This window comes from uncultured Pseudosulfitobacter sp. (assembly GCF_963976325.1).
Lineage (GTDB): Bacteria > Pseudomonadota > Alphaproteobacteria > Rhodobacterales > Rhodobacteraceae > Pseudosulfitobacter.
Window position 1 is genome coordinate 1,179,462 of sequence record NZ_CAXBJW010000001.1, and the last position, 24,579, is coordinate 1,204,040.

Here is a 24,579-nt window from a genome sequence, read left to right on the forward strand (position 1 = left end):
GTCAATTCACCCTGAGTAACGAACCGATCTGGCTCGATTTTTCGATTTCGTTGCGCCCAAGCGCGCAATACGTCTCTGGCTGTCCGACGACAACCCCATTGGCCGCCAAATATGCCTTGCCGCGCTTTTTCAGGCGCGCCTTTTCCGTATCGGATTTCCGATAGGCGTCGATTTCAGCGTCCGTATAGCCCAAAGCATGGGCCTGGCTTTTCAATCCGTTGAGATAGCCAAGCGCGCGGATCATCCGCGCCGAGATATCCGGGCAGGCGCTGCGAATCTCGTCGGCCAGCCCAAGGGCCAGCAGCCCGTCGTCGATCGGTGTGTCCCGCAAATGCGGTTTGGCCACAGCGGCGGTCGTGGTGGCCATCGACAAGGCGAGTGTCGCGCCCAATACCAATGTCGTCAGTCGCATGTTCAAGTCTCCTGTGCTGCGAAACGGGCCGCGCACGCGCGCGGTCCCCCGTCCACAGATGGGAAACCTGCGCCTTGATATGCAATAACAGGGCGATGCCACCGGGGAAACGGGGCGATATGTCGCCGCGTTGGTCATAGAACGTTGCATTTCCCTTGCAGGATCAGCCGATCATTGCTGACCGTCAATGCGCCGTTTTCCGGGTCCGGTCCGCTTGTCCACACGATGTTCGACGTGCCGAAATTCTCGATGCAATATTTTACCGCCGCGTGACGGCCCGCCGCGCGCGCGCCATCCAGGCTTTGCGATACCTGCCGCACCTCGATCTGAAAGACCGAGCGGTCGTCGCCCACCTTCTTGGCGCTGGTGCGATAGTAATGCCCGTCAAAGGCGATGCCCTTGTCGCGCTGGTTACAGCCCGCGACCGCAACAGCCGCCGCAAGAACAAGAATCAGACGCATCAAAAGATCCTCCAGATCGCCATGACAGCCAGCGCCAGAACGCACAGCATGCTGATCGTCCAGAACACGCTGCGCATCGGCTGGTTGGTGGTGCCGATGTGCACATAGGCCATCACGATCCGCGCGGTCAGAAACACCGACGCGAACAGGTTCACCCAGAACGGTGCAGCGCCCATCATGATGGCCGCAACCACGGCCGCGATGAACGGTCCTGCGCTTTCCACGGCATTCGCATGGGCGCGCGCCTTGCGGTAGGTCGGGTTCGCGTAGTCGCGTTTGACCTGCCCGCACAAGGCCCGTTCGTCGTCGGAGCGGCCAGCGGCCGAAAGCGCGGTCAGTACGATCATCAGGATGGCATAGCCGCCCAGCGATGCGATGGCATGGGAATACAGGATCATGTCCATGGTTTACTCCGCCGCAACGGCGCTGACGCGGCCTGTGCGCTTGTGTTTGATACGGTCTTCGATTTCATCGCGGAAGTTGCGGATCAGACCCTGAATGGGCCATGCCGCCGCATCGCCTAGCGCGCAAATGGTGTGGCCCTCGACCTGTTTGGTCACGTCCAGCAGCATGTCGATCTCTTCGACCTCGGCATCGCCTTTGACCAGACGGTCCATCACGCGCATCATCCAGCCGGTGCCTTCACGGCACGGCGTGCACTGGCCACAGCTTTCGTGCTTGTAAAAGGCAGCCAGACGCCAGATCGCCTTGATGATGTCGGTGTCCTTGTCCATCACGATCACCGCCGCCGTGCCCAGACCCGACCGCTGCTCGCGCAGATAGTCAAAGTCCATGATCGCCTCGCGCATATGCTCGCCACGGATACAGGGCACGGACGAGCCGCCGGGGATCACCGCCTTGAGGTTGTCCCAGCCGCCGCGAATGCCGCCGCAATGCTTTTCGATCAGCTCTTCGAACGTGATCGACATCGCCTCTTCGACGACGCAGGGGTTGTTCACGTGGCCGCTGATCGCAAACAGCTTGGTGCCCGCGTTGTTGGGGCGGCCAAAGGACGAGAACCAGTCCGGCCCACGGCGCAGGATCGTCGGCACCACGGCGATGGATTCGACGTTGTTCACCGTGGTCGGGCAGCCGTACAGACCCGCACCCGCAGGGAACGGCGGCTTCATCCGGGGCATCCCCTTCTTGCCTTCAAGGCTTTCCAGCAGCGCGGTTTCCTCGCCGCAGATATAGGCGCCGGCCCCGTGGGCCACATAGATGTCGAAATCCCAACCGGATTTCGCGGCGTTCTTGCCCACCAGACCCGCGTCATAGCATTCGTCGATGGCCGCTTGCAGGGCTTCGCGCTCGCGGATGTATTCGCCGCGAATGTAGATGTAGCAGGCGTTGGCGTTCATCGCGAAGGACGCGATCAGGCAACCCTCGATCAGCGTGTGCGGATCGTGGCGCATGATCTCGCGGTCCTTGCAGGTGCCCGGTTCGGATTCGTCCGCGTTCACCACCAGATAGGCCGGGCGACCGTCGCTTTCCTTTGGCATGAACGACCATTTCAAACCGGTCGGGAACCCCGCACCGCCGCGCCCGCGCAGGCCGCTGTCCTTCATCTGGGAAATGATCCAGTCACGGCCCTTTTTGATGATAGCACCCGTCCCATCCCAATGGCCACGCGCCTGCGCGCCTTTCAGCGTGCGGTCGTGCATACCGTAGAGGTTGGTAAAGATCCGGTCCTTGTCCTGCAACATGTCCGTTCAGCCTTTGTCTTGCCGGCGCGCGCGCCAGATGTTGAAACCCATCCACAGCGCCCAGCCGAAACCGGCAAGCGCTGCAAGGTCAAAAAGGGCGTGGGTCCGGCTGGTCCAGCCGAGGTAGCCCCCTGCGATCGTCGTGCCAAGCCAGAACAGCGCCACGGCGACAATCCACAGCGCCAGACGCTGCCCTGTCTTGTTTGTGCTATCCTTGCCTTGCATCAAATCTGTCGGCGTTTAGTAAACGCCGCCTTTCTTGACCTTGTTCGAAAACTCTGTGCTGCCACCTTTGGCCAGCACCTTGGCCTGTTTGACCCATTCATCACGGCTGACCCGACCTTTGAACCCCACAAGGTTCTGATCGGCCCATTCGACTTCTTTCTTGCGCCATCCGGCCACCTGCGAAAAGTGGTAGATGCCCATTTCGTTCAACAGCCCTTCCAGCTTGGGGCCGACGCCCTTGATCTGTTTCAGATCATCCGGCCCGCCGTCGCGCGGCGCGTCCAGCATCTCGGGCTTGCCATCGGCGGCCACGGGCGCACGCGCTGTGGTCGCGGCAGCACTTGTGTCCTTGTTCGCGGTTACCTTGGCCTTGGCCGGTGCCTTTTTGGCAGGCGTCGCTTTTGCGGGGGCCGCATCCGCCGGTTTTTCGTACTTCCAGTCGCCCTTGCGCGCCGCCAGTTCGTCCTGACCAGCCAGCCGCGCCGAAGGTTTCACCAGCACCTTGTCCTCGGCGCCAGTCGCAGCAGCCGGCGCGGCGGGAGTGGCCGCCTCGGGCTGTTGCACCTCTGCCACCGGGGCCGCAGCATCCGCCACGGGCGCTGTGTCTGCGGCAGGTTTGGGCGGTGTTGCGGGTTGCGACGGGGCCACGGTTTCCTGCGCCTGATCCGCCAACGCGCCGCACAACATGGATTTCAGAAGAAAGCCGCCGACACCGAAGATAACGAGCCCAACCAGGATCGAGCTGAAAAAGCCCAAGCCTGAAAAGGCAAACAGAAGAATGGCCAGAACCACCCCTGCCACAGCCGACAGCATCCAACACTTGCGTGTGCAATCCTGCATTGCCTTGTTCTCGTTCATCATCGTCCCTCTCCTGAAATTATTTATTTATTATAAATACCGTCCTTTTTGGCGCGGTTGGAAAATTCGGTCTGTTCACCGGCGGCCAGTTTGCCCGCCTGCGCGACCCAGTTGTCGCGGCTGACGCGGCCCTTGAACCCGACAAGGTTCTGATCGGCCCAGGCCACTTCGGCATCGCCCCATTTGGCGATCTGGTCATAATGAAAATAACCCATCTCGTTCAGCATCGCTTCCAGCTTGGGACCGACGCCTTTGATCAGTTTCAAATCGTCGGCACCGGCCTTGCGCGGGGCTTTCATGGTGCGGGGCTTCTTGCCTGCACCTTGCGTACCCGCGTCGGTCGCGGGCGCTGTTTCATCGCGCGGCGGCTTGGCCTTGGACTGTGCTTCGGACGCAGGCGCAGGCGCCACTTCGGCCTTGGTTTCGGTCACGGGCGCGGACGGGGCCGTGCGTGTCTTGGGCTTGGCGGGCGGCTTGGCGGACGCATTGGCCGCCTTGCCTTGCCACGGTGCTGTCAGCGGCACTTCGGTCCCGTCGATGCGCTTGATCGTGTCCCCGATGTCCGTCGCAAGCTGGGCGCTGGCGTTATACTGCGTCTTGCCGCTGTCGTATTCGGTCAGCGAGGTCAGGCCGCTCAGCGGCTCGGACGCATAGCGCCCGTTTTGCGGCCCCGGCGTGGGCACGCGGCCGGCAGCCATCTCGTCGATGATCTCGGCCATGCGGTCGGTTGTCAGATCCTCGTAATAATCCTTGCCGATCTGGGCCATGGGCGCGTTGGCACAAGAGCCAAGGCATTCGACCTCTTCCCACGAAAACTTGCCGTCCGCCGACAGCTCATGCGGCTTGGCCGCGATCTTTTTCTTGCAGACCGCCATCAGGTCCTCGGCCCCGCAGATCATGCAGGACGTGGTGCCGCAGACCTGAATATGCGCCACAGAACCAACCGGTTGCAGCTGAAACATGAAGTAGAACGACGCCACTTCCAGCCCGCGAATATAGGCCATGCCCAGCATCTCGCAGACGGATTCGATTGCGGGGCGCGTCAGCCAGCCCTCTTGCTCTTGCGCGCGCCACAGCAGCGGAATGATGGCGCTGGCCTGACGGCCCTCGGGATATTTGGTGATCTGCGCCTCGGCCCAGGCCTGGTTGGCGGGGGTGAAGGCAAAGCTTTCGGGTTGGTCAGGGTGCAAGCGGCGGAGCATCAGTTCGACTTTCGGTTCGCGTGGCAGAGGTGGGAGCCTCCGGCGGGAGTTTTACGGGCAAGATGAAGTGCAGGGACGACCGGGGACAACATCACCGGTCGATCTCTCCGAACACGACATCCATGGTGCCGATGATCGCGGCAACGTCGGCCAATTGGTGGCCACGGCTGATGTGGTCCATCGCCTGCAAGTGCAGGAAGCCCGGCGCGCGGATCTTGGCGCGGTAGGGTTTGTTGCTGCCATCGGCCACCAGATAGACACCGAATTCGCCCTTTGGGGCCTCGACCGCGCAGTACACTTCGCCCGCAGGCACGTGGAACCCTTCGGTATAAAGCTTGAAGTGGTGGATCAGGCTTTCCATCGAGGTTTTCATATCGGTCCGGCTGGGCGGGGTGATCTTGCCACGGGCCAGAATGTCGCCGGTGGCTTCGCGCAGCTTGCCGATGGCCTGTTTGATGATGCTGACCGACTGGCGCATTTCTTCCATGCGGACCAGATAACGGTCGTAGCAGTCGCCGTTTTTGCCGACGGGAATCTGGAAGTCGAACTCGTCGTAGCATTCATAGGGCTGCGAGCGGCGCAAATCCCAGGCCAGGCCAGAGCCGCGCACCATCACACCGGAGAAACCATATTCCAGAATGTCATCTTCGGTCACCACGCCAATGTCGGCGTTGCGCTGTTTGAAAATGCGGTTTTCGGTCAGCAGCCCGTCGATGTCGGCCAGAACGGCGGGGAATTCATGCGCCCACTGTTCGATGTCATCCAGCAGCGCATCGGGCAGATCCTGATGCACACCGCCGGGACGGAAGTACGCCGCGTGCAGACGTGCACCGCAGGCCCGCTCGTAGAAGATCATCAGCTTTTCGCGCTCTTCAAAGCCCCACAGCGGCGGGGTCAGCGCGCCGACGTCCATCGCCTGCGTGGTCACGTTCAGCAGGTGGTTCAGCACGCGCCCGATTTCCGAGTACAGCACCCGGATCAGGGACGCGCGGCGCGGCACCTCGACGCCAGTCAGCTTTTCGATGGCCAGACACCAGGCGTGTTCCTGGTTCATCGGGGCCACGTAATCCAGCCGGTCGAAATAAGGCAGGTTTTGCAGGTACGTCCGGCTTTCCATCAGCTTTTCGGTGCCACGGTGCAGCAGGCCGATGTGCGGATCGCAGCGTTCGACAATCTCGCCGTCCAGCTCCAGCACCAGCCGCAACACGCCGTGCGCCGCCGGGTGCTGAGGCCCGAAGTTGATGTTGAAGTTGCGGATTTTCTGCTCGCCCGTCAGGGCGTCTTCGAAACCTTTGGAGCCATCCATCATGATAAATCCTCTTCAATCTTACGCGGCTCGGAAGTGGCAAACGCCCAGAGCAGTATGTAGGGGCCCATATATGGAACGAGGCAAAACACCAACGTCCACACCGGATAGCCATGTCGTTTCTGAATGACGCGGGCGGGAAGCGCAAACAGACCCAGAAGGATCAACATCGCAAAAAGAGCAGATGTCGAATAGTACCAGTCCGCCTGAAAATACTGGCCGCCCATCAGCGTTTCTCCAGCTCTTGCAGGCGCAGCCCGATCCACCACAACAACGCAATGGTGCCGAACGGGATCAGACAGACCGCAGACCAGTATTTATTGATGCCAAAGAACGGCAGCAGCTTGATCATCGGAATGATCGTCAGCGCCGACAGTATCAGCCACCAGACGCCGCCCATCACTTGGCATCCTTGCTGACGTGTCCGTCCGGCGCGACCTTGTCATCGCCGGGCAGGATGTATTCGGCACCTTCCCAGGGCGACATGAAATCGAACTGGCGGTATTCCTGCACCAGGCTGACGGGTTCGTAAACCACGCGCTTTTGCGCCTCGTCATAGCGGACCTCGGTGTAGCCGGTGGTCGGGAAATCCTTGCGCAGCGGATAGCCGCGAAACCCGTAATCGGTCAGGATGCGGCGCAGGTCGGGGTGGCCCGAAAAAAGGATGCCGAACATATCGAAAATCTCACGCTCGAACCAGTTGGCCGAAGGGTGCACGTTCACGATCGACGGCACCATCGCCTCTTCTCGCACCGACACGCGCAGGCGGATGCGATGGTTCTGGTACATGCTGAGGAAGTGGTAGACCACGTCGAACCGCTTGGCGCGACCGGTGTAGTCCACCGCCGTGATGTCCACCAGCGACGAGAACCGGCAGGTCGCGTCGTTTTTCAGAAACTCGACCAGCCCGACGATGTTGTTGGGGGTGACATCCACGTTCAGCTCGCCGTGGCTGATGTCCCAGGACAGAACGCAATTGGGGCGCTTGGCCTCGATGTAGGTTCCCAGTTCTTTCAGTGCATCGCTCATCGGTTATCCTTACCCGAAGTCTGTCTGTGCGGCGCGGTCCATGCCGTGCCCTGCCCGCGCGTTGCGGACAAAATCCCCGTCCGGCTCAGCGGACGATTGTCCCTGTGCGGCGCATCTTGCGCTGCAATTGCATGATCCCGTACAGCAACGCCTCGGCCGTGGGCGGGCAGCCCGGCACGTAGATGTCCACGGGCACGATGCGGTCGCAACCGCGCACCACCGAATAGCTGTAGTGATAATAGCCGCCGCCATTGGCGCAGGACCCCATCGAGATCACGTAGCGCGGCTCGGGCATCTGGTCATAGACCTTGCGCAGGGCCGGTGCCATCTTGTTGGTCAGCGTACCGGCCACGATCATCAGGTCCGACTGGCGCGGGCTGGCGCGCGGCGCTGTGCCGAACCGTTCCAGATCATAGCGCGGCATCGACGTGTGCATCATCTCGACCGCGCAGCACGCCAGACCGAATGTCATCCAGTGCAGGCTGCCGGTGCGGGCCCAGTTGATCAGATCCTCGGTCGAGGTCAGCAGAAAGCCCTTGTCCTGCAACTCGGCGTTCAGGCTCTGGGTTGCGACCTCGCGGTCGGCCCCCGCAGCGTTCGGTGATGTGGCAATTGACATATGCGCTTCGCTCCAGCGTTTTGTCGGGATGACGGGGTGCGAATTTCCGCCCATCCGCATGTTGTTCTCGGGTGTAGCCCAGCCCTGCAAGAGCGTCAACGCGACATGCTTGCACGATCACAGGGAAAAAGCAGGCCGATCCGAAGGGTTGCCCACAAAATGACCGGCAAACGCGCCCTGCCCCCCCGTGACCCGCCCGTATGAAATGACAAAAGCCGCCCGTATCGGGGCGGCTTTCCAATCTTGGCTTACCCGTGGCTTACTGCCACTCAAGCGCGCCCTTTTTCCACTCGTAGGCAAATCCGGCGGTCAGAACGCCCAGGAAAACCATCATCGACCAAAAACCTGTCATGCTGATGTCCTTGAACGCGACGGCCCAGGGAAACAGGAAAGCGATTTCCAGATCGAAGATGATGAACAGGATCGACACAAGGTAGAACCGCACATCGAATTTCATCCGCGCGTCGTCAAATGCGTTGAACCCGCATTCATAGGCGCTGACCTTTTCGGGGTCGGGACGGCGCACGGCGATGACCAGCGCGGCGAGGATCAGAATCAGGCCCAATGCAATGGCAACGGCCAAAAACACCAGAATCGGAAGGTATTCGCGCAGCATCTCGTCCACGTGTGTTTCCTTTGCTTTGCCGGCGCATCAGATCGCGCGGCCCCGGAGATTGGTGCAGGTTTACGCCGCGCGTGCGGCGGGGTCAACCGAGAGGCGGGCAGTTTGGCGCCCCCTATGCCCCCCGTTCCCTGCGCGGCTCAGGATTTGTCCGTGTCCGCATCCTCGGGGCCGCTTCTGGCCTCGGGATTGATATAGTCGTTGGGGTCAAAATCCTCGGGGTCATAGGTCTCTTCGTCCTCGGGTATTCCGGTGACATGGGTCGTGCCCGTCTCTTCGTCATAGACCAACCCGTAGGTCGCTTTGCCTTCCGAGTTGTACCGCATATATTCGTGAACCGCCGCATAGATAAACGCTGCCACGAAAGGCAGAATGATAACAATTCCGATCAGTTTGGGTTCCATTCAAGGCTCCTGTTCGGTGTAAGAACATTCCGCCGTCCGGCGGGAATGGGCGGCACGTCAGATGTCACGTCGGGTTTCGGGGCGCCGGATGTCTGGCGGATGTCCGTTTGTGCATCGGTTCAGACCACGCGGCGTCGCTGAAAACGACGCATAGGGTGGCCGGATTGACTTGGACCACCCCAAAGCACACCCGATCCATGTCGCACGCAGATCATAGAGCGCAACAGAATGGCCAGCCCTTTTTTCGGTTCCGACAGAAAAAACGCGCCGCAGGGGGCGCCGGTTCCGAAACGCCGGTGGCCAAAGTCTAGCGCCCTGAAATGCCTATCGCCCTGCCCCCAAGGCACGCACGGGCCAAAAAACCGGCTTGTGCAACCTGTATGCCCTTTGTAAGTGTTATGATATAACATATCATTAAAAGGACTCACCCATGAAAGACCACCGCCTTCCCGTCACTGTTCTGTCCGGCTTTCTGGGCGCGGGCAAAACCACCTTGTTGAACAACGTCCTGAACAACCGCGACGGGCGGCGGGTGGCGGTCATTGTCAACGATATGTCCGAGGTGAACATCGACGCCGATCTGGTCCGCGATGGTGGCGCCGACCTCAGCCAGACCGACGAGAAACTGGTCGAGATGTCCAACGGCTGCATCTGCTGCACCCTGCGCGACGATCTGCTGATCGAGGTGCGGCGTCTGGCTGCGGAAAACCGGTTCGATTACCTGCTGATCGAATCCACCGGCGTATCCGAACCCCTGCCCGTCGCCGCGACCTTTGATTTCCGCGATGCCGACGGTCAAAGCCTGTCCGATGTGGCGCGGCTGGATACGATGGTGACCGTGGTCGATGCGGTCAACCTGCTGAAAGACTACGCCAGCCACGACTTCCTGCGCGACCGCGGCGAAAGCCTGGGCGATGGGGACGACCGCACGCTGGTCGATCTGCTGGTGGACCAGATCGAATTTGCCGATGTCGTGGTGCTGAACAAGACCACCGATGCCGGCCCCGATCAAACCAATGCCGCGCGTCTGATCGTCACCGCGCTGAACCCGGATGCGGAAATCATCACCGCAGACTTTGGCCGCGTCCCGCAAGAGCGGATCTTTGACACCGGCCTGTTCGATTTTGAAACCGCCCACGAACACCCGTTGTGGGCCAAGGAACTGTACGGCTTTGACGACCACATCCCCGAAACCGAAGAATACGGCATTTCGTCCTTTGTCTATCGCGCACGCCGCCCGTTTGACCCGGCAAAAGTGCACGCTGTTCTGAACGGTCCCCTGCCCGGCGTGATCCGCGCCAAGGGGCATTTCTGGATCGCCACCCGCCCCGACTGGCTGGCCGAATTCTCTCTGGCCGGGGCGCTCAGCACCGTCAGCCCGCTTGGCACCTGGTGGGCCAGCGTGCCCGAAACGCGCCGCCCCGCGCATCCGCAAATGCAGGCCTACCTTGCAAAACACTGGCTAGAGCCGTTTGGCGACCGGCGTCAGGAACTGGTGTTCATCGGGGCGCAGATGGACAAGGGCGCGATCACCACGGCGCTGGATGCCGCTTTGGTGGAACAGGACGGTATGCACCCCGCGCTTTGGGCTGATCTGGAAGATCCCTTTCCGCACTGGCGCAAGGCGGCGTAAGGAATGCAGGGGGTGAAAACGTGCCGGTCCTCGAACCTGCGGTCGTCACTGAAACGCAAAGCGCGCGGGGGCTGTAAAATGGCGGCTTTTGACCGCCTGCCGCCCCCGTTGCGCCACTGGCTCGCGCAAGAGGCCGTTTTGCCATGGTCGCCCCGTTCGGTGCTGAAAATCTGGCAGCGGGCCCTGCAAGAGACAGGCGGTGACGGCGAAAAGGCACGGGCAAAGCTGCGCACCGTCGAGCGCAACACCTTGGCCGCTGAGCAACAGAACCGGGCAATTCCACCAGCCTGAAATACAAACGCCAGGCGCTGATACCCGAAGGTAATAGACTGCAAACAAAACCGTGAAGCTTGACAGGAAATTCGGATACATGCCTTATTCACCCTTTAATTGAATTATTTTGAATATTCTTGGGGGAATTCATGAAACGGTTTTTAATCGCACTTACAATTATTGTCTTTGCAAACGGCTGTAACACGGTCGCCCGCGAGGCCGGCTACCCCGGTGGCAACCTCGGCTTTCTGGCCGACCGCCATTCGGTTTTTGCCAAGGGTCAGAAACAGCAGGTAAACCGGTATATTCTGGCGCTGGCCCTGCTGGCCCCCTTGGTGGCTGAAACCGTCGAAGGGTCAAGCGAGGCAAAGCTTTCAGCGGAACGCATCTCGGACCTTTACGGCAACATCGAAAAGCTTCAGGCCGCATCCAGAAAATGCACTCTGCCCACCGTAACGACAACCGCTAAAGTTAATACCATCTCCCTTCCGGCCAATTGCACAGAGGCCGAGGCTAAATCCGAAGATGGAAGTGCGCTGACTTTTGAAACCCTGTCGTTCGAAGTGGCCAAATCCTTGAATGGCGCTTTGAAACAAACCTATGACAACCTTGAAATCCGTGGAAATGCCAGCCGCCTTTTGGCGCTGGAACCCACGGAAATGTTTAAAACAATTCTCAAGGCCCGTCATTTCGTACCAGTGATCCTAAGGTATCTGTCCACTTATCGTGATGTCTCGATTGTCTTCGGTCTCTCGATCATTGAATCCTGCTACCCCCCTGAAGGCACAGACGGTTCAATCAAAACGAATAGCCCTGAACCGGCCTGCAAAGACGTCACTGACAGTTACGCCGCGTTGATCAACAGGACGCGCACAGTCGACCCGGATGTTGCCAAGGAAGAACGCCCGATCAGCGACCTGTTCAAGTCTGGCAAAAAAGCACTGGATGCCGGATTGAACTGGGATTTAAGCAAAGTCCACAGTGCCGCGTTGTTCTATCATGTCGGCAGGGCGTGCAAGAAACTGGATGCGCTTGCGAAGATTGATTATCCCAATTTTGTCGGCTGCACGATCAAGGACACCCCCAATGCCGGAAAAGAAACTGAGGTTAAAAACAATGTGGAGGCCATCATTACAAATGCGCCTCAAACGCCCCTTTAGCTTTGCTCACCCCATCCACGCCGCCCTGCGCTTGTCGAAAAACGCGCCGATCCCCTCGGCGGCCTCGTCCGTTTCCCAACGCTCTTTCAGCGCCTGAATCGTCATGTCGATGGTGCCCGCATCAATGCGCGGCCCAAGCGAACGTGCCAGCGCCTTGGCCGAGGCAACGGCCCCCGGCGCGGTGCTGAGGTAGGGCAGCACCTCTGCTTCAACGGCGGCGGCCAGATCGTCCCACGGCACCACCCGCGCCAGCAGTCCCAGATCGACCGCCTCGGCGGCATCAAACAGGCGGCCGGAAAAGAACACCCGCCGCGCGCGCCCTTCGCCCATGCGGGCGATGACATAGGGGCCGATGGTGGCGGGAATAATGCCCAGACGCACCTCGGTCAGGCCCATCTTCAGATGGTCCGCGCCGATGGCCACATCACAGACCGACGCCATGCCGACCCCGCCGCCAAAGGCGTTGCCCTGCACCATGCCGATCAGCGGTTTCGGCATGGTGTTCAGCGCCTGCAACATATGCGCAAGCTTGCCCGCCTCGCGCGCCCGCGTGTCAGGATCGGCGGCCATCTGTTCGCGCATCCAGTCCAGATCGCCGCCCGCACAGAACGACTTGCCTGCACCGGTCAGCACCACCACCCGCACCGCGTCATCCGCGCCCAGCGCGGCGGCTGCATCCGTCAGGTCGGCCAGCATCTGCGCCGACATCGCGTTGTGTTTGTCCGCGCGGTCCAGCGTCAGCGTGGCCACACCGCGTGCGTCCACGTCGATCGAAATCGTCTTGTACATATTCCTGTCCTTTTCGTACGTCTTCAGCTGCGCAGGCTCTTGGCAAAGGCTGCCGCCTCGGCGATCACATCCGCATCCAGCCCGGTCTGATAGCCCAGCCGTTTCAGATGCGCCGCCACCGCTTCGGTCGCCACGTTGCCGGACGCGCCGGGCGCATAGGGACATCCGCCCAATCCACCCACCGCCGCGTCGAACACCCGCAACCCCATGGCCAGTGCTGCGTCGATATTGTCCAACGCGCGCCCATTGGTGTCGTGAAAATGTCCCGCCAGCCGTCCCGCAGGCACCACATCGCGCACCGCCAGCAACATCCGCGCCACAGCGTCGGGCGTGCCCTTGCCGGTGGTGTCGCCCAGGCTGATCTCGTAACAGCCCATGCCAAACAGCTTGTCCGCCACATCGGCCACCGCCTGCGGTGTCACCGCCCCGTCATAGGGGCATTCCACCACGCAAGACACATAGCCCCGTACCGGCAGATCAATGTGGCGCGCGGCCTCGATCACCGGGGCGAACCGTTCCAGCGATTCCGCGATGGTCGCGTTGATGTTGGCCTTGGAGAACCCTTCCGAGGCCGAGGCGAACACCGCAATCTCGTCCGCGCCCGCCGCCTGCGCATCCTCGAACCCGCGCATGTTGGGGGTCAGCGCCGCATAGCGGATGCCGTCGCCACGGGTGATCCCCGCCAGCACCTCGGCGCTGCCTGCCATCTGCGGCACCCACTTGGGGCTGACGAAGGACGCGCATTCGATGCGGCTGAAACCGGCGCGGCTCAGCATATCGACCAGCTTGACCTTGTCGGCCACCGATATCTCTTTGGATTCGTTTTGTAATCCGTCGCGTGGACCGACTTCGAAAATCTCACAGGCACCCAGACTCATGGCAATTCCTCCCTTGCTCGAAACCAGCCTAGGCTTCCGGTTCCAATTGCACCAGTGCCGCGCCGGCCTCGACCTGCGCGCCTTCTTCCACCAGCACCTCGGCCACCACGCCGTCACGGATGGCCAGCAGGCTGTGCTCCATCTTCATCGCCTCAAGCACGGCCAGCCGTTCGCCCGCCTTGACCGCCTGCCCCGCCTTGGCGAACAGCGCCCGCACCAGCCCCGGCATCGGTGCCTCGATCAGGTTGCCGTCACCGCCTGCGGCACTGGCGCGTTCCAGCGGGTCAACGACGGTATAGGCCAGACCATAGCCGTCAAAGACGGTGACCTGCGCCCCCGTCTGCGCCACATCCGGTGCCGCCTGTCCGTCGATCTGCCAGAACGCACCGACACGGCGCACCGCTACCGGCGTGCCATCCACGGTCCAGTCCTGCGCCGTGGGGCTAAGGACATCGACCGTCAGGGCCACGTCGTCACCGTCCTGCACCAGCGTCAGGCTACGCCGCAGCGGTGCCCACAGGGCAAAGCCGGTGTCCGGCGCAGGCGTCTCCAGCCCCAGCGCCACCATCCCCGCCGCCACAGCATGACGCGGCGCGGCTTGCGGAGCCGCCACCAGATCATCCAGATCACGTGCGATCAGCCCGGTGTCCACCTCGCCCCGGCCAAAGCCCTTGTGGCCTGCCAGCGCGCCCAGAAACGCAAGGTTGGTCACCGTGCCGCCCACCTGCGTGCCCGCCAGCGCCGCACGCAACCGCGCCAGTGCGACGTCGCGGGTGGGGCCGTGCACGATCACCTTGGCGATCATCGGGTCGTAAAACGGGCTGATCACATCGCCCGCCCGCACACCGCTGTCGGCGCGGCACCCTTCGGGAAAATGCAGATGCGTCAGCGTGCCGGTCGCGGGCAAGAACCCCTTTGGCACATCCTCGGCATAGAGCCGTGCCTCGAAGGCGTGGCCGCTGATGCCCAGTTCCTCTTGCGCCGCAGGCAGCGCCTCGCCCGCCGCGACGCGCAATTGCCATGCCACCAGATCAACGCCGGTGATCGCCTCGGTTACGGGGTGTTCCACCTGCAACCGTGTGTTCATCTCCATAAAGAAGAACCCGTCGGCGTTCAGCCCGTTCGACCCGTCGACGATGAATTCCACCGTGCCCGCGCCCGCGTAACCGATAGCTTCGGCTGCACGCACAGCCGCCGCGCCCATGGCGGCGCGAATCTCAGGCGTCATGTCGGGGGCCGGTGCCTCTTCGATCACCTTCTGGTGGCGGCGCTGCAACGAGCAATCCCGCTCAAACAAATGCACCGCGCGTGTGCCGTCGCCAAAGACCTGCACCTCGATGTGGCGCGGCTTGCTGACGAACTTTTCAACCAGCACGTCGGCATTGCCAAAGGCGGTCTTCGCCTCGGACCGTGCCGAGGCCAGCGCCTCTTGAAAGCCCGCCGCGTCCTCGACCTGACGCATCCCCTTGCCGCCGCCACCGGCAACAGCCTTGATCAGCACCGGATAGCCGATCTTGTCGGCCTCTGCCGCCAGCAGATCATCCGACTGGTCCGCCCCGTGATAGCCGGGCACCACGGGCACGCCGGCCTCGACCATCAGCGCCTTGGCCGCGTCTTTCAACCCCATCGCGCGGATCGCACTGGCAGATGGCCCGATAAACACCAGCCCCGCCGCCTCGACCGCCTCGACGAAATCGGGGTTCTCGGACAGGAACCCATAGCCGGGATGGATCGCCTGCGCGCCTGTATCCAGCGCTGCGCGAATGATCACATCGCCGCGCAAATAGCTTTCGGACGGGGCCGACCCGCCAATGTGCACGGCGCGGTCAGCCATCGCCACATGCTTGGCCCCCGCATCCGCATCCGAATAGACCGCCACGCAAGTGACGCCCATGGCCTGCGCTGTTTCCATCACCCGACAGGCAATCTCGCCCCGGTTCGCAATCAGGATCGTGTCAAACATCATTCCCGTCCTCTAAATCTTTCACTGGGCCATTTCTTTTGGCCAAAAATATCCCGGGGGTCCGGGGGCTGGCCCCCGTCCTCCGCCGGCAAAACTCACATCCGGAACAGGCCAAAGCGCGTGTCGGCAATCGGCGCATTCAGGCTGGCGCGCAGGCTCAGGTCCAGCACGTCGCGGCTTTTGCGCGGGTCGATCACCCCGTCGTCCCACAGCCGCGCGCTGGCATAAAGCGGGTGCGACTGTTCCTCGAACATATCAATCGTGGGCTGCTTGAACGCTTGTTCGTCCTCGGTGCTCCATGTCTCGCCGCGCGCTTCCATGCCGTCGCGTTTGACCGTGGCCAGCACGCCGGCCGCCTGTGCGCCGCCCATGACGCTGATGCGGCTGTTGGGCCATGTCCACAGGAACCGCGGCGAGTATGCCCGCCCCGCCATGCCATAGTTGCCGGCCCCGAACGATCCGCCGACCAGCATGGTGATTTTCGGCACCGAAGTGGTGGCCACCGCCGTCACCATCTTGGCCCCGTGGCGCGCGATGCCTTCGTTTTCGTATTTGCGACCCACCATGAAACCGGTGATGTTTTGCAGGAACACCAGCGGGATTTTGCGTTGCGAGCACAGCTCGACAAAATGCGCGCCTTTCTGGGCGGCTTCGGAAAACAGCACACCGTTGTTGGCGATGATGCCCACAGGCGTGCCTTTGACATGGGCAAAGCCGCAGACCAGCGTTTCGCCAAAGCGGGATTTGAACTCGTCAAACACGCTGCCATCGACCAGCCGCATGATCACCTCGCGGATGTCATAGGGCGTGCGCGCGTCCGCAGGGACCACGCCCAGCAGCTCCGCCGGATCATAGGCGGGTTCGTCATAGCTGACAGCCCCGCCGGTGAACTGCGTGCCAGCCCCCTCCAGCGATCCCACCGCGCGGCGGGCCAAGGCCAGCGCATGTGTGTCATCCTCGGCCAGATAGTCCGCCACGCCCGACAGGCGCGTGTGCACGTCGCCGCCGCCCAGATCCTCGGCTGTGACGACCTCGCCCGTGGCGGCCTTGACCAGCGGCGGACCGGCCAGAAAGATGGTGCCCTGATCGCGCACGATGATCGTCACGTCGGACATGGCCGGCACGTAAGCCCCGCCTGCCGTACATGATCCCATCACGACAGCAATCTGCGGGATGCCTTTCGCGCTCATCTGCGCCTGATTGAAAAATATGCGACCAAAGTGATCACGGTCGGGAAAAACCTCATCCTGATTTGGCAGGTTCGCGCCGCCGCTGTCCACCAAGTAGATGCAGGGCAGATGGTTCGCCTCGGCGATCTCTTGCGCGCGCAGGTGTTTCTTGACCGTCATCGGGTAATAGGTGCCGCCCTTTACGGTGGCGTCGTTGCACACGACCATCACGTCGCGCCCCATGACGCGGCCAATGCCGGTGATGACACCCGCACCGGGGGCCGCGCCGTCGTACATGCCGTGGGCGGCTGTGGCGCCGACTTCCAGAAACGGGCTGCCGGGGTCCAGCAGGTTCGCCACCCGCTCGCGCGGCAGCATCTTGCCCCGGCTGACGTGTCGGTCCCGCGACCGTTCGCCGCCGCCCAAAGTGGCCGCCTGCGCCGCCTCCTGGATCTGATGCAAGGCCGCCTCGTGCGCCTGCTGGTTGGCCTTGAAATCGGCCGAAGAAGTCAAAATCTGTGACGTCAGTTTCATGCCGTCCCTTTCCCAGTTTCTGCCACCGCTTGCGCACGCAGCGCCTTGCGGATCACTTTGCCCGTCACCGTCATCGGCAGCGCATCCACGAATGCGATTTCGCGCGGGTAGGAATATTGCGCCAGTCGCGCCTTGACGTAGTCTTGCAAGCTTTGTTCCGTCGCCGTCGCCCCGTCTTTGAGCACCACATAGGCCTTGACGATTTCGGTGCGCAGCGGGTCGGGTTTGCCGACAACGCCGACGGTGGCGACGTCCCTATGGGTCAGCAGGCAATCCTCGATCTCGGCGGGGCCGATGCGGTAGCCGGACGAGGTGATCACGTCATCCTCGCGGCCCACAAAGCGCAGATAGTCGCCTTCCCACAGGCCACGGTCGCCGGTCAGCATCCAGTCGCCGCGAAACTTTTCTGCCGTCGCTTCGGGGCGCTGCCAATAGCGCAGCATCATGCTGGGCGCGCCGCGCCGGATGGCGATGTCGCCTTCGCCGTCCGCTGGCTGGCCCGCGGCGTCGATCACCGCGACGTCGAAGCCGGGCACGGGTTTGCCGATGCACCCCGGGCGTGGCGGGAAGTCGGCGGCGCAGCTGCTGGCGACCATGTTGCATTCGGTCTGGCCGTAGAATTCGTTGATCTGCACGCCAAAGGCATCGCGCCCCCAGCTCAGCATTTCCGCGCCCAGCGGCTCGCCACCACTGGCGACGGTGCGCAGGCCGGGCAGCTTGGCCCCTGCCGCTTTCAGCATCCGCAAGGCCGTGGGCGGGAAGAACACGTTGCGCACGCCGCCGTCCGCGATAATCTGCGCACAGCGGTCCACGTCGAATTTCGGCATACGCGCGGCGACCACGGGCACGCCCAGTCGCAGCGCGGGCATTGCCACGTCGAACAGCCCGCCGATCCACGCCCAGTCGGCGGGGGTCCACAGACAATCGCCGGGCTGGCCCAGGTGGTTGTGGCTGGCGCTGACGCCGGGCAGATGCCCGTCCAGCACGCCGTGCCCGTGCAGCGCCCCCTTGGGCGCGCCGGTGGTGCCCGAGGTGTAGATCAGCACGCAGGGCACGTCATCGCCACCCGCCGCGAACGCCACCGGATCACCCGCCACACCGCAGGTCGCGGCCAGCAGCGGCGTGGCCAGATCGCCCAGCAAATCGGCCCCTTCGGCATCGGTCAACACCAGTGCGACACCGGCGTCGCTGATACGGGAGGCCAGCGCATCGCGTTGGAACAGCTTGAACAGCGGCACCGAAATTGCGCCGATCTTCCAGATCGCCAGATGCGCCGCCGCGCACCACGGTGACTGGCTAAGCAACACGCCCACGCGGTCGCCTGGCCCGACCTGCATCAGCAAACGGCGGGCGATGCCGTCGGCCATCCCCGCCAGTTCACCGTAATGCACATCACAACGCGGCCCGTCTGACAGGTCGATGATCGCCACCGCCTGCGGATCATGATCCAGACAGGTCCGCGCTATGTTGGGCAGGTCTGTCACTCACCAATCCCGCTGTTGGCCAGATACAGCGCCTGCTGTCCGGTCAGCCGCATCAGGCAGCTGTAGGTGGCGGGACCGCCCCCCGTGCCGCCGCCCCATTGCGACCGCTCGTAATCGCAGGTCGCATCGCGGAAGGGTATCCACGCCCGCTGCATCTCGCGCAGCGCCGTTGCAGACGGCGCGCCGTCGGTGTCTCCGTCCGCGTCGCGCGCCCGTCTGAGGGCGCTTGCGTAATTCTCGTTCAGCTTGGCATCCCAATACTGCAACTCGCGGTCCAGACAGCCCGACATCGCTACGGTGGACGAGCCCCCGGGCGTGTCCTCCATGCAGGCATTGGCCGAGGCGCCGATGCATGCCATCTGCCCCGCCATATCGGATGTATTCGCCAGACAGGATGCCGTGGTTTCGGTGCTGAATGTCAGACCCTGCGCCGCCAGCGGGGTTACGGGGCTGGCCAGAATGGCCGCGATCAAAGTTCGTTTCAGTAGCATTTTCAGTCCTTTGTTAGTCGTCCAACAGCTTAACGCCGCTGCTCAGGTTTTCGACGCATCGTTTGGCACAGGAATTTTTTCCAGCAGCGCACCAAAGCGGCCAATCGCGTAAACCCGTCTTTCCCCATCCGGCGCTGTGCACTGGATCAGCAGCCGCACGGCCCGATCCTGCCCCGGTCGCCCCACGCAATCGCTGCGCCGCGCGCCTGCGCCGGTTTCGGCCACGTAAAGCCGCGCGTAGTGGTCCAGTAGCGCGCTTTCATCCACATGCGCCGCGATCCAACCCAGCCGGAACAGCCACAGCGCCCCACAGACCGTCACCACAGCCAGTGGCATCCAATACAGCCAGCGTGGCCGCAGGGATGCGGGCCTAGCGCGGATCATCGCCCAGCTCTTGCCGCAGCTCCGACAGCTCGCGGTCCAGAAAATACGAGGTGATCGACCGGATGATCACCAGCAGCAGCAGGAAGATCAGGTCGGTCGCCGCCAGGCTCAGCGCGGTGTGGATCACGTCCGAGACGATGAACAACTCCAGCCCCGCAAGGATGTAATTGCCCAGTTCCAGCCGCGCGCGGTTCGAGGTGCGCAGACGCTGGCGGCTGTCGCGGTACAGCTCGGCGCGGATAAATCCCGCCATGAAGCGTGCCGCACCGATGACCAGCAGCAGGATGGCGAACAGGTCGATGCCCGCCGCGATCCATTCCAGCACCTCGACCAACACAGGCAAGCTGGCGTGCAGCACGGTTTCTTTCGTCCCCAGGTCCAACAGCCGGTCCATCTGCGCCCCCTCCCCGCGTGCCGCCTTAGGCCATCGCGCCCATCAGCTCGCGTCCGATCAGCATCCGGCGGATTTCCGAGGTGCCCGCCCCGATCTCCATCAGCTTGGCGTCGCGGAAAATGCGGCTGACGGGGCTGTCGGACAAAAAGCCTGCGCCACCCAGCGCCTGCACCGCCTGATGCGCCTGCACCATCGCCTGTTCGGATGCATAAAGACAGCACGCCGCCGCGTCCTGCCGCGTCACGGTGCCCTTGTCACAGGCGCGCGCCACCTCGTAGACATAGGCCCGCGCGCTGTTCATCGCGGTGTACATATCGGCGATCTTGCCCTGCATAAGCTGGAAGTTCCCGATGGGCTGGCCGAATTGCTTGCGCTCGGACACATAGGGCATGACCTCGTCCAGGCAGGCGGCCATGATGCCAAGGCCAATGCCCGCCAGCACGACACGTTCGTAATCCAGACCCGACATCAGAACGGCAACGCCTTTGCCCTCTTCGCCCAGGATGTTCTCAAACGGCACTTCGACCCCGTCAAAGATCAGCTCGGCGGTGTTGCTGCCGCGCATTCCCAGTTTGTCGAAATGCGGCGAGGTGGAGAAACCCACCATATCCTTTTCGATCAGGAAGGCGGTGATGCCACGGCTGCCGGCATCTGGGTCGGTCTTGGCATAGACCACCAGCGTGTCGGCGTCGGGGCCGTTGGTGATCCAGTATTTGTTGCCGCTGAGCCGAAAGTGATCGTTCCGCTTTTCGGCGCGCAGTTTCATGCTGACCACATCGCTGCCCGCGCCCGGTTCGGACATCGCCAGTGCGCCCACGTGTTTGCCGCTGACCAGACCGGGCAGGTATTTTGCCTTTTGCTCGGGCGTGCCGTTCAGTTTGATCTGGTTGACGCACAGGTTCGAATGCGCGCCATAGGACAACGACACCGAGGCCGACGCCCGCGCGATTTCCTCGACCGCAACGGTGTGCGCCAGATAGGACATGCCCGAGCCGCCGAATTCTTCCTCGACGGTGATGCCCAGCAGGCCCAGCTCGCCCATCTCCGTCCACAAGGCGGGGGGGAATTCATTGGTCTGGTCGATCTCTTGCGCCATCGGGCGCACGCGCTCTTGCGCCCAGCGGTGCACCATCTCGCGCAGGCTGTTGGCATCCTCGCCCAGATCGAAGGTCATTGAATGGGTAAACATCGGTGCATCCCTCCCGTTATTGAACGCTTGTTCATTACTTACATGCCTGCCCCCTGCTGGGTCAAGTCTGATCACCATCGCGGCGATGGAACAAGCTTTGTGATCGGGCGTTGATCTGCCGACACTTGAGGAAACAGGAGCCACGCCATGAAAGATCATGCCACCCAATCCGAGCTGAACGACACATTCTGGGACCGTATGGGCGACATCAACGCCGGTATGCTGGCCACGCCCAGCGACCGCGCCCGCCCGATGTCGCACACGCTGCACGATGACGACCGCACGGCGCTGTGGTTCATCACCGCCCACGGCACCGACATTGCCGATGCCGCGAAAAAAGCCAGCGCCGCCACCTATCTGGTCGCCTGCCAGCACAACAAGCTGTACGCCACGGTCGAGGGCAAGCTGGACGTTGTGACCGACCCCAAGGTGCTGGATGACCTGTGGTCACCCGTTGCCGATGCCTGGTTTGAAGGTGGCCAGAAAGACCCCGACGTGTGCCTGGTGCGCATGTCCCTGTCCAAGGCCGAGGTCTGGGCGACCGATGGCGGCGCCAAGTTCCTGTTCGAGATCGCCAAGGCAAACCTGACCGAAGCCAAGCCCGATATGGGCGATCACGGGGTTTTGACGTTTTGAACCGTCTAGGCACATGGATCGCTGTCGCGGCGCTGGGGATCAGCGGCGCGGCGCAGGCCGAACAAGTGGGTGAGATTGGCGTCGACTGGGCGGGCAATGACATCGTGATCGAGGCGATCCCCGACCCGGAGGTCAGTGGCGTGACCTGTCACATTGCCTATTTCGACCGTGGGCTGATCGACCGGCTGGCCAATGGCAACTGGTTCGAGGACCCGTCAAATTCGTCCATTTCCTGCCGCCAGACCGGCCCGATCAAGATCGGCGACATCGACCGCAGCGAGGAAGGCGAGGACGTGTTCCGCACCTCGCGGTCCATCGTGTTCAAGTCCCTGCGGGTGAAGCGCATTTTTGACGAGGAAAACCAAACGCTGATCTATGTGGCCCACGCACGGGAACTGACCGAAGGCAGCGCCAAGGTGAGCATGTCCACGGTGCCGTTGTACGGGGCGGAGTGATGGCGGGTGTCGCATGCCGTGCATGTCCGACCCAAAACCGGACATTCGGAATGGGATGTGCCAAGGTCCGGAGAGCGGACGAAGCTGCCGTGCGCAAAGCCGCGCATCGTCGGGCCGTGGTGCGGCGATCAGACCTCTGTAACTGGCACTTTATGCCAGCCAAGCACATCCCAGCTATCCCTCACGCGCAACAGAAACCAAATCGCCGTGCCGGCGGACGGCCCGGCGATGCGCGGCGGCCTTCGGCCTTGTCCCGCGCTTTGGAGATAGCGGAAAGGACTCCTTCCCGCCGTTCGCTGCGCCAAACACGAACGGCCGCGTTCCTTTCCCGCATGCGACTTGGGACAGCCAGAAAGCTAGGCGCTGGCCGCCTGAAACACTGCTGACACTTCGCTGCGGATGATCCGCGCAATCAGCGCGCAGTCGTCCAGCGAAAAGGTCAGCGGCACGCGCATGTCCACAATGCCCGCCAGCACGCGGTCCGTGGCGGGCATCACCTCGGACGCGGCATAGCGCCAGCTGTCGTATTTCGACGTGAACGCGGTGGGTTCGGGCGCGCCGAACCATTTCAGCTCGACCCCGCGCGCGGCACAGCGTTTCAGCACGGCCAGAATGTCGTCAGCCTTCCAATCCAGCAGCAGGAACTGAAAGGACGAGCCGACGATGCGTTCGACCGTTGCCCGTTCGACAATCTTCAGCCCCGGCGTGCCGCGCACGCCGTCCTCAAGCACTTTGTAACGGTCGTTCCAGCGGGCGCATTGGGTGTCCAGATTGGCCAGTTGCGGGCGCAGGATCGCCGCGCGCAGGTTGTCCATGCGCCCCGAGATGTTGGGCGTGGTATAGCGCAGGTCCGCGAACACCTCGGCGTCCGGTGCCGCCAGATGGCGTTCGTACAGCATATAGCTGCCCGACAGCATCACCGCGCGCGCGGCGACCTCCGCGTCGTCGGTCACCAGCAAGCCGCCCTCGCCCGCGTTCACGTGTTTGTAGGTCTGGCAGGAATAGCAGCCCACCACCCCGTGACGCCCCGACGGCACGCCGTTCCACGCGGCGCCCATGGTGTGGGCGCAATCCTCGATCACCTGAATGCCGTGGCGGTCGCAGATCTGCATCAGCCGGTCCATGTCGCAGATATGCCCGCGCATGTGGCTGAGCAGCAGGACGCTTGCGGTGTCGCCCTTGGCCTCCAGATCGTCCAGATCAATGGTCAGATCCTCGGTCACGCCGACAAAGACCGGCACAGCCCCCAGCGATGCAATCGCGCCGGGCACAGGGGCCAGCGTAAAGGCGTTGGACAGCACCCGGTCGCCCGGTTTCACGCCCACCGCCCGCAGCGCCGTGGCCATGGCATAGCCGCCCGAGGCCACCGCCAGACAATATTGCGCGCCGACCAGTGCGGCAAATTCCTGTTCCAGCATCGCGGCCTCGGCCACTTCTTCGCCCACGGTGTTATATCGGTGCAGACGACCGTGGCGCATCACCCGCACGGCGGCTTCGATGCCTGCCTCGGGGATCGGCTCTTGTTGGGTAAAGCTGCCCTTGAACACCTCGCTCATGCGGCGGCCTCGTCGCGCAGGAACCGGCGGGCCAGTGCGGGCAAGTCCGCATAATCGTGCAGCAAGGCCTCGGGTTCCAGTGCTGCCATATCCTCGCCCGAGGGGCCGAAGGTGACCAGAACCGACGGCACGCCCGCCGCCCGTGCCGTGTTGCGGTCGGTGTCGCTGTCCCCGATCAGGATGCAATGATCGGACCCGCCCGCCTGTTGTGCAGCGGCGAACAACGGCGCGGGGTCGGGTTTGCGCACCGGCAAGGTGTCGGCCCCGATCATCGACGCAAATGCATCGCGCACGCCCAGCGATTGCAGCAGCTTTTCGGCCAATGCGGCGGGTTTGTTGGTGCAGATGCCCACGGCGATGCCATCGGCCTTGATCGCGGCCACGGCCTCCATCGCGCCGGGGTACATGACCGTGTGCAGGTCAATCGCGCCGTCATAGGCCTCGAGCAGCACGGGGTAATATTTGGTGATCAGCGCCTCGTCGAACCGTCCGATGCGGTGCAGGCCCAGCGTCAGCATCGACCGCCCGCCGCGCAGCGCGGCCCCCGCATCGGCGGCGGTCAGCACGTCACCCGCCCCCATATCGCGAAAACAGGCGTTGGCGGCGGCCAGCAGATCGCCGCTGGTGTCTGCCAAGGTGCCGTCCAGATCAAAGATTACCGATGTCATGCCTGTCTCCTGATGGGCGGATCATTGCCGTCCTGTCATTGTTCGTGTTACGGCCAGCAATCTTGTTTGATGGGGCCGACGG

General features: G+C 62.7%; 30 protein-coding genes. 5 read left to right on the forward strand and 25 right to left on the reverse strand.

Annotated features, from left to right (window positions below; all coding sequences use genetic code 11):
- Position 1 precedes the first annotated feature (1 nt).
- From AAC077_RS05860 to AAC077_RS05925, 14 genes are all read right to left on the reverse strand, one after another.
- Positions 2-412: a DUF5333 domain-containing protein gene (locus AAC077_RS05860; RefSeq protein WP_339767482.1), complete on the reverse strand. Its 411-nt coding sequence runs from the start codon at positions 410-412 to the stop codon at positions 2-4.
- Positions 413-546: 134 nt separating this feature from the next.
- On the reverse strand, positions 547-873 hold the full coding sequence (locus tag AAC077_RS05865) for a hypothetical protein (protein ID WP_339767484.1): 327 nt from the start codon (positions 871-873) through the stop codon (positions 547-549).
- A complete protein-coding gene (locus AAC077_RS05870) occupies positions 873-1,277 on the reverse strand; it encodes an MAPEG family protein (RefSeq protein ID WP_339767486.1) in 405 nt (134 codons plus the stop codon). The genes AAC077_RS05865 and AAC077_RS05870 overlap by 1 nt, the downstream gene beginning before the upstream one ends.
- Before the next feature lie 3 nt (positions 1,278-1,280).
- The gene (gene nuoF, locus AAC077_RS05875) at positions 1,281-2,576 is read right to left on the reverse strand and encodes an NADH-quinone oxidoreductase subunit NuoF (RefSeq protein WP_339767488.1); all 1,296 of its coding nucleotides are present in this window, start codon (positions 2,574-2,576) and stop codon (positions 1,281-1,283) included.
- Positions 2,577-2,582: 6 nt separating this feature from the next.
- Positions 2,583-2,801: a DUF5337 domain-containing protein gene (locus AAC077_RS05880; RefSeq protein WP_339767490.1), complete on the reverse strand. Its 219-nt coding sequence runs from the start codon at positions 2,799-2,801 to the stop codon at positions 2,583-2,585.
- A gap of 15 nt (positions 2,802-2,816) precedes the next feature.
- Positions 2,817-3,662, reverse strand: a complete 846-nt coding sequence (locus AAC077_RS05885) for an endonuclease (RefSeq protein ID WP_339767492.1) — start codon at positions 3,660-3,662, stop codon at positions 2,817-2,819.
- A 20-nt stretch (positions 3,663-3,682) separates the two neighbouring features.
- Positions 3,683-4,861 (reverse strand): NADH-quinone oxidoreductase subunit E, encoded by a 1,179-nt coding sequence (locus AAC077_RS05890; protein ID WP_339767494.1) that lies wholly within the window; start codon positions 4,859-4,861, stop codon positions 3,683-3,685.
- Between the two features lie 91 nt (positions 4,862-4,952).
- Positions 4,953-6,167, reverse strand: a complete 1,215-nt coding sequence (locus AAC077_RS05895) for an NADH-quinone oxidoreductase subunit D (protein ID WP_339767970.1) — start codon at positions 6,165-6,167, stop codon at positions 4,953-4,955.
- A complete protein-coding gene (locus AAC077_RS05900; RefSeq protein WP_028956110.1) occupies positions 6,167-6,394 on the reverse strand; it encodes a hypothetical protein in 228 nt (75 codons plus the stop codon). Before AAC077_RS05900 ends, AAC077_RS05895 begins: the two co-directional genes overlap by 1 nt.
- On the reverse strand, positions 6,394-6,567 hold the full coding sequence (locus tag AAC077_RS05905; protein ID WP_028956109.1) for a hypothetical protein: 174 nt from the start codon (positions 6,565-6,567) through the stop codon (positions 6,394-6,396). Before AAC077_RS05905 ends, AAC077_RS05900 begins: the two co-directional genes overlap by 1 nt.
- Entirely contained in the window at positions 6,567-7,196 is a 630-nt protein-coding gene (locus AAC077_RS05910; RefSeq protein WP_339767496.1) for an NADH-quinone oxidoreductase subunit C, read from the reverse strand. Before AAC077_RS05910 ends, AAC077_RS05905 begins: the two co-directional genes overlap by 1 nt.
- 85 nt (positions 7,197-7,281) lie before the next feature.
- Positions 7,282-7,815 (reverse strand): NADH-quinone oxidoreductase subunit B, encoded by a 534-nt coding sequence (locus AAC077_RS05915; RefSeq protein WP_028956107.1) that lies wholly within the window; start codon positions 7,813-7,815, stop codon positions 7,282-7,284.
- Positions 7,816-8,074: 259 nt separating this feature from the next.
- On the reverse strand, positions 8,075-8,440 hold the full coding sequence (locus AAC077_RS05920) for an NADH-quinone oxidoreductase subunit A (protein WP_028956106.1): 366 nt from the start codon (positions 8,438-8,440) through the stop codon (positions 8,075-8,077).
- A 137-nt stretch (positions 8,441-8,577) separates the two neighbouring features.
- Positions 8,578-8,841, reverse strand: a complete 264-nt coding sequence (locus tag AAC077_RS05925; RefSeq protein ID WP_339767501.1) for a hypothetical protein — start codon at positions 8,839-8,841, stop codon at positions 8,578-8,580.
- 430 nt (positions 8,842-9,271) lie between these two features.
- On the opposite strand from AAC077_RS05925, the gene AAC077_RS05930 reads away from it, so the two are divergent.
- The 3 genes from AAC077_RS05930 (at position 9,272) to AAC077_RS05940 (ending at position 11,907) form a co-directional block, all read left to right on the forward strand.
- On the forward strand, positions 9,272-10,474 hold the full coding sequence (locus AAC077_RS05930) for a GTP-binding protein (protein ID WP_339767503.1): 1,203 nt from the start codon (positions 9,272-9,274) through the stop codon (positions 10,472-10,474).
- Between the two features lie 3 nt (positions 10,475-10,477).
- Entirely contained in the window at positions 10,478-10,765 is a 288-nt protein-coding gene (locus tag AAC077_RS05935) for a DUF6525 family protein (RefSeq protein ID WP_339767505.1), read from the forward strand.
- Between the two features lie 131 nt (positions 10,766-10,896).
- Positions 10,897-11,907, forward strand: coding sequence for a hypothetical protein (locus AAC077_RS05940; protein WP_339767506.1), 1,011 nt, complete (start codon positions 10,897-10,899; stop codon positions 11,905-11,907).
- Between the two features lie 6 nt (positions 11,908-11,913).
- Here AAC077_RS05940 and AAC077_RS05945 read toward each other — a convergent pair whose 3' ends face one another.
- The 9 genes from AAC077_RS05945 to AAC077_RS05985 all read right to left on the reverse strand — a co-directional run bounded on the left by AAC077_RS05945 (position 11,914) and on the right by AAC077_RS05985 (position 21,182).
- Positions 11,914-12,696: a crotonase/enoyl-CoA hydratase family protein gene (locus tag AAC077_RS05945; protein ID WP_339767508.1), complete on the reverse strand. Its 783-nt coding sequence runs from the start codon at positions 12,694-12,696 to the stop codon at positions 11,914-11,916.
- 23 nt (positions 12,697-12,719) lie between these two features.
- Positions 12,720-13,574 (reverse strand): hydroxymethylglutaryl-CoA lyase, encoded by an 855-nt coding sequence (locus AAC077_RS05950; RefSeq protein ID WP_339767510.1) that lies wholly within the window; start codon positions 13,572-13,574, stop codon positions 12,720-12,722.
- Between the two features lie 28 nt (positions 13,575-13,602).
- Positions 13,603-15,537: a biotin carboxylase N-terminal domain-containing protein gene (locus AAC077_RS05955; protein WP_339767512.1), complete on the reverse strand. Its 1,935-nt coding sequence runs from the start codon at positions 15,535-15,537 to the stop codon at positions 13,603-13,605.
- 95 nt (positions 15,538-15,632) lie between these two features.
- Positions 15,633-17,240 (reverse strand): carboxyl transferase domain-containing protein, encoded by a 1,608-nt coding sequence (locus AAC077_RS05960; RefSeq protein WP_339767514.1) that lies wholly within the window; start codon positions 17,238-17,240, stop codon positions 15,633-15,635.
- Positions 17,237-18,724 (reverse strand): AMP-binding protein, encoded by a 1,488-nt coding sequence (locus tag AAC077_RS05965; RefSeq protein WP_339767516.1) that lies wholly within the window; start codon positions 18,722-18,724, stop codon positions 17,237-17,239. The genes AAC077_RS05960 and AAC077_RS05965 overlap by 4 nt, the downstream gene beginning before the upstream one ends.
- Entirely contained in the window at positions 18,721-19,215 is a 495-nt protein-coding gene (locus AAC077_RS05970) for a lysozyme inhibitor LprI family protein (RefSeq protein ID WP_339767518.1), read from the reverse strand. The genes AAC077_RS05965 and AAC077_RS05970 overlap by 4 nt, the downstream gene beginning before the upstream one ends.
- A gap of 42 nt (positions 19,216-19,257) precedes the next feature.
- Entirely contained in the window at positions 19,258-19,599 is a 342-nt protein-coding gene (locus AAC077_RS05975) for a hypothetical protein (RefSeq protein ID WP_339767520.1), read from the reverse strand.
- Positions 19,586-19,993 (reverse strand): DUF1622 domain-containing protein, encoded by a 408-nt coding sequence (locus AAC077_RS05980; RefSeq protein WP_339767522.1) that lies wholly within the window; start codon positions 19,991-19,993, stop codon positions 19,586-19,588. The genes AAC077_RS05975 and AAC077_RS05980 overlap by 14 nt, the downstream gene beginning before the upstream one ends.
- Positions 19,994-20,018: 25 nt before the next feature.
- Positions 20,019-21,182, reverse strand: a complete 1,164-nt coding sequence (locus tag AAC077_RS05985; RefSeq protein WP_339767525.1) for an isovaleryl-CoA dehydrogenase — start codon at positions 21,180-21,182, stop codon at positions 20,019-20,021.
- A 147-nt stretch (positions 21,183-21,329) separates the two neighbouring features.
- Here AAC077_RS05985 and AAC077_RS05990 point away from each other — a divergent pair, with 147 nt between their 5' ends.
- Together AAC077_RS05990 and AAC077_RS05995 are read left to right on the forward strand one after the other, a co-directional pair.
- Entirely contained in the window at positions 21,330-21,818 is a 489-nt protein-coding gene (locus AAC077_RS05990) for a pyridoxamine 5'-phosphate oxidase family protein (protein WP_339767527.1), read from the forward strand.
- Entirely contained in the window at positions 21,815-22,273 is a 459-nt protein-coding gene (locus AAC077_RS05995; protein WP_339767529.1) for a CreA family protein, read from the forward strand. The genes AAC077_RS05990 and AAC077_RS05995 overlap by 4 nt, the downstream gene beginning before the upstream one ends.
- Positions 22,274-22,629: 356 nt before the next feature.
- On the opposite strand, the gene AAC077_RS06000 is transcribed toward AAC077_RS05995, so the two are convergent.
- Together AAC077_RS06000 and AAC077_RS06005 are read right to left on the reverse strand one after the other, a co-directional pair.
- Positions 22,630-23,829 (reverse strand): DegT/DnrJ/EryC1/StrS family aminotransferase, encoded by a 1,200-nt coding sequence (locus tag AAC077_RS06000; RefSeq protein ID WP_339767531.1) that lies wholly within the window; start codon positions 23,827-23,829, stop codon positions 22,630-22,632.
- A complete protein-coding gene (locus AAC077_RS06005; protein ID WP_339767533.1) occupies positions 23,826-24,497 on the reverse strand; it encodes an HAD-IA family hydrolase in 672 nt (223 codons plus the stop codon). The genes AAC077_RS06000 and AAC077_RS06005 overlap by 4 nt, the downstream gene beginning before the upstream one ends.
- Positions 24,498-24,579 lie beyond the last annotated feature (82 nt).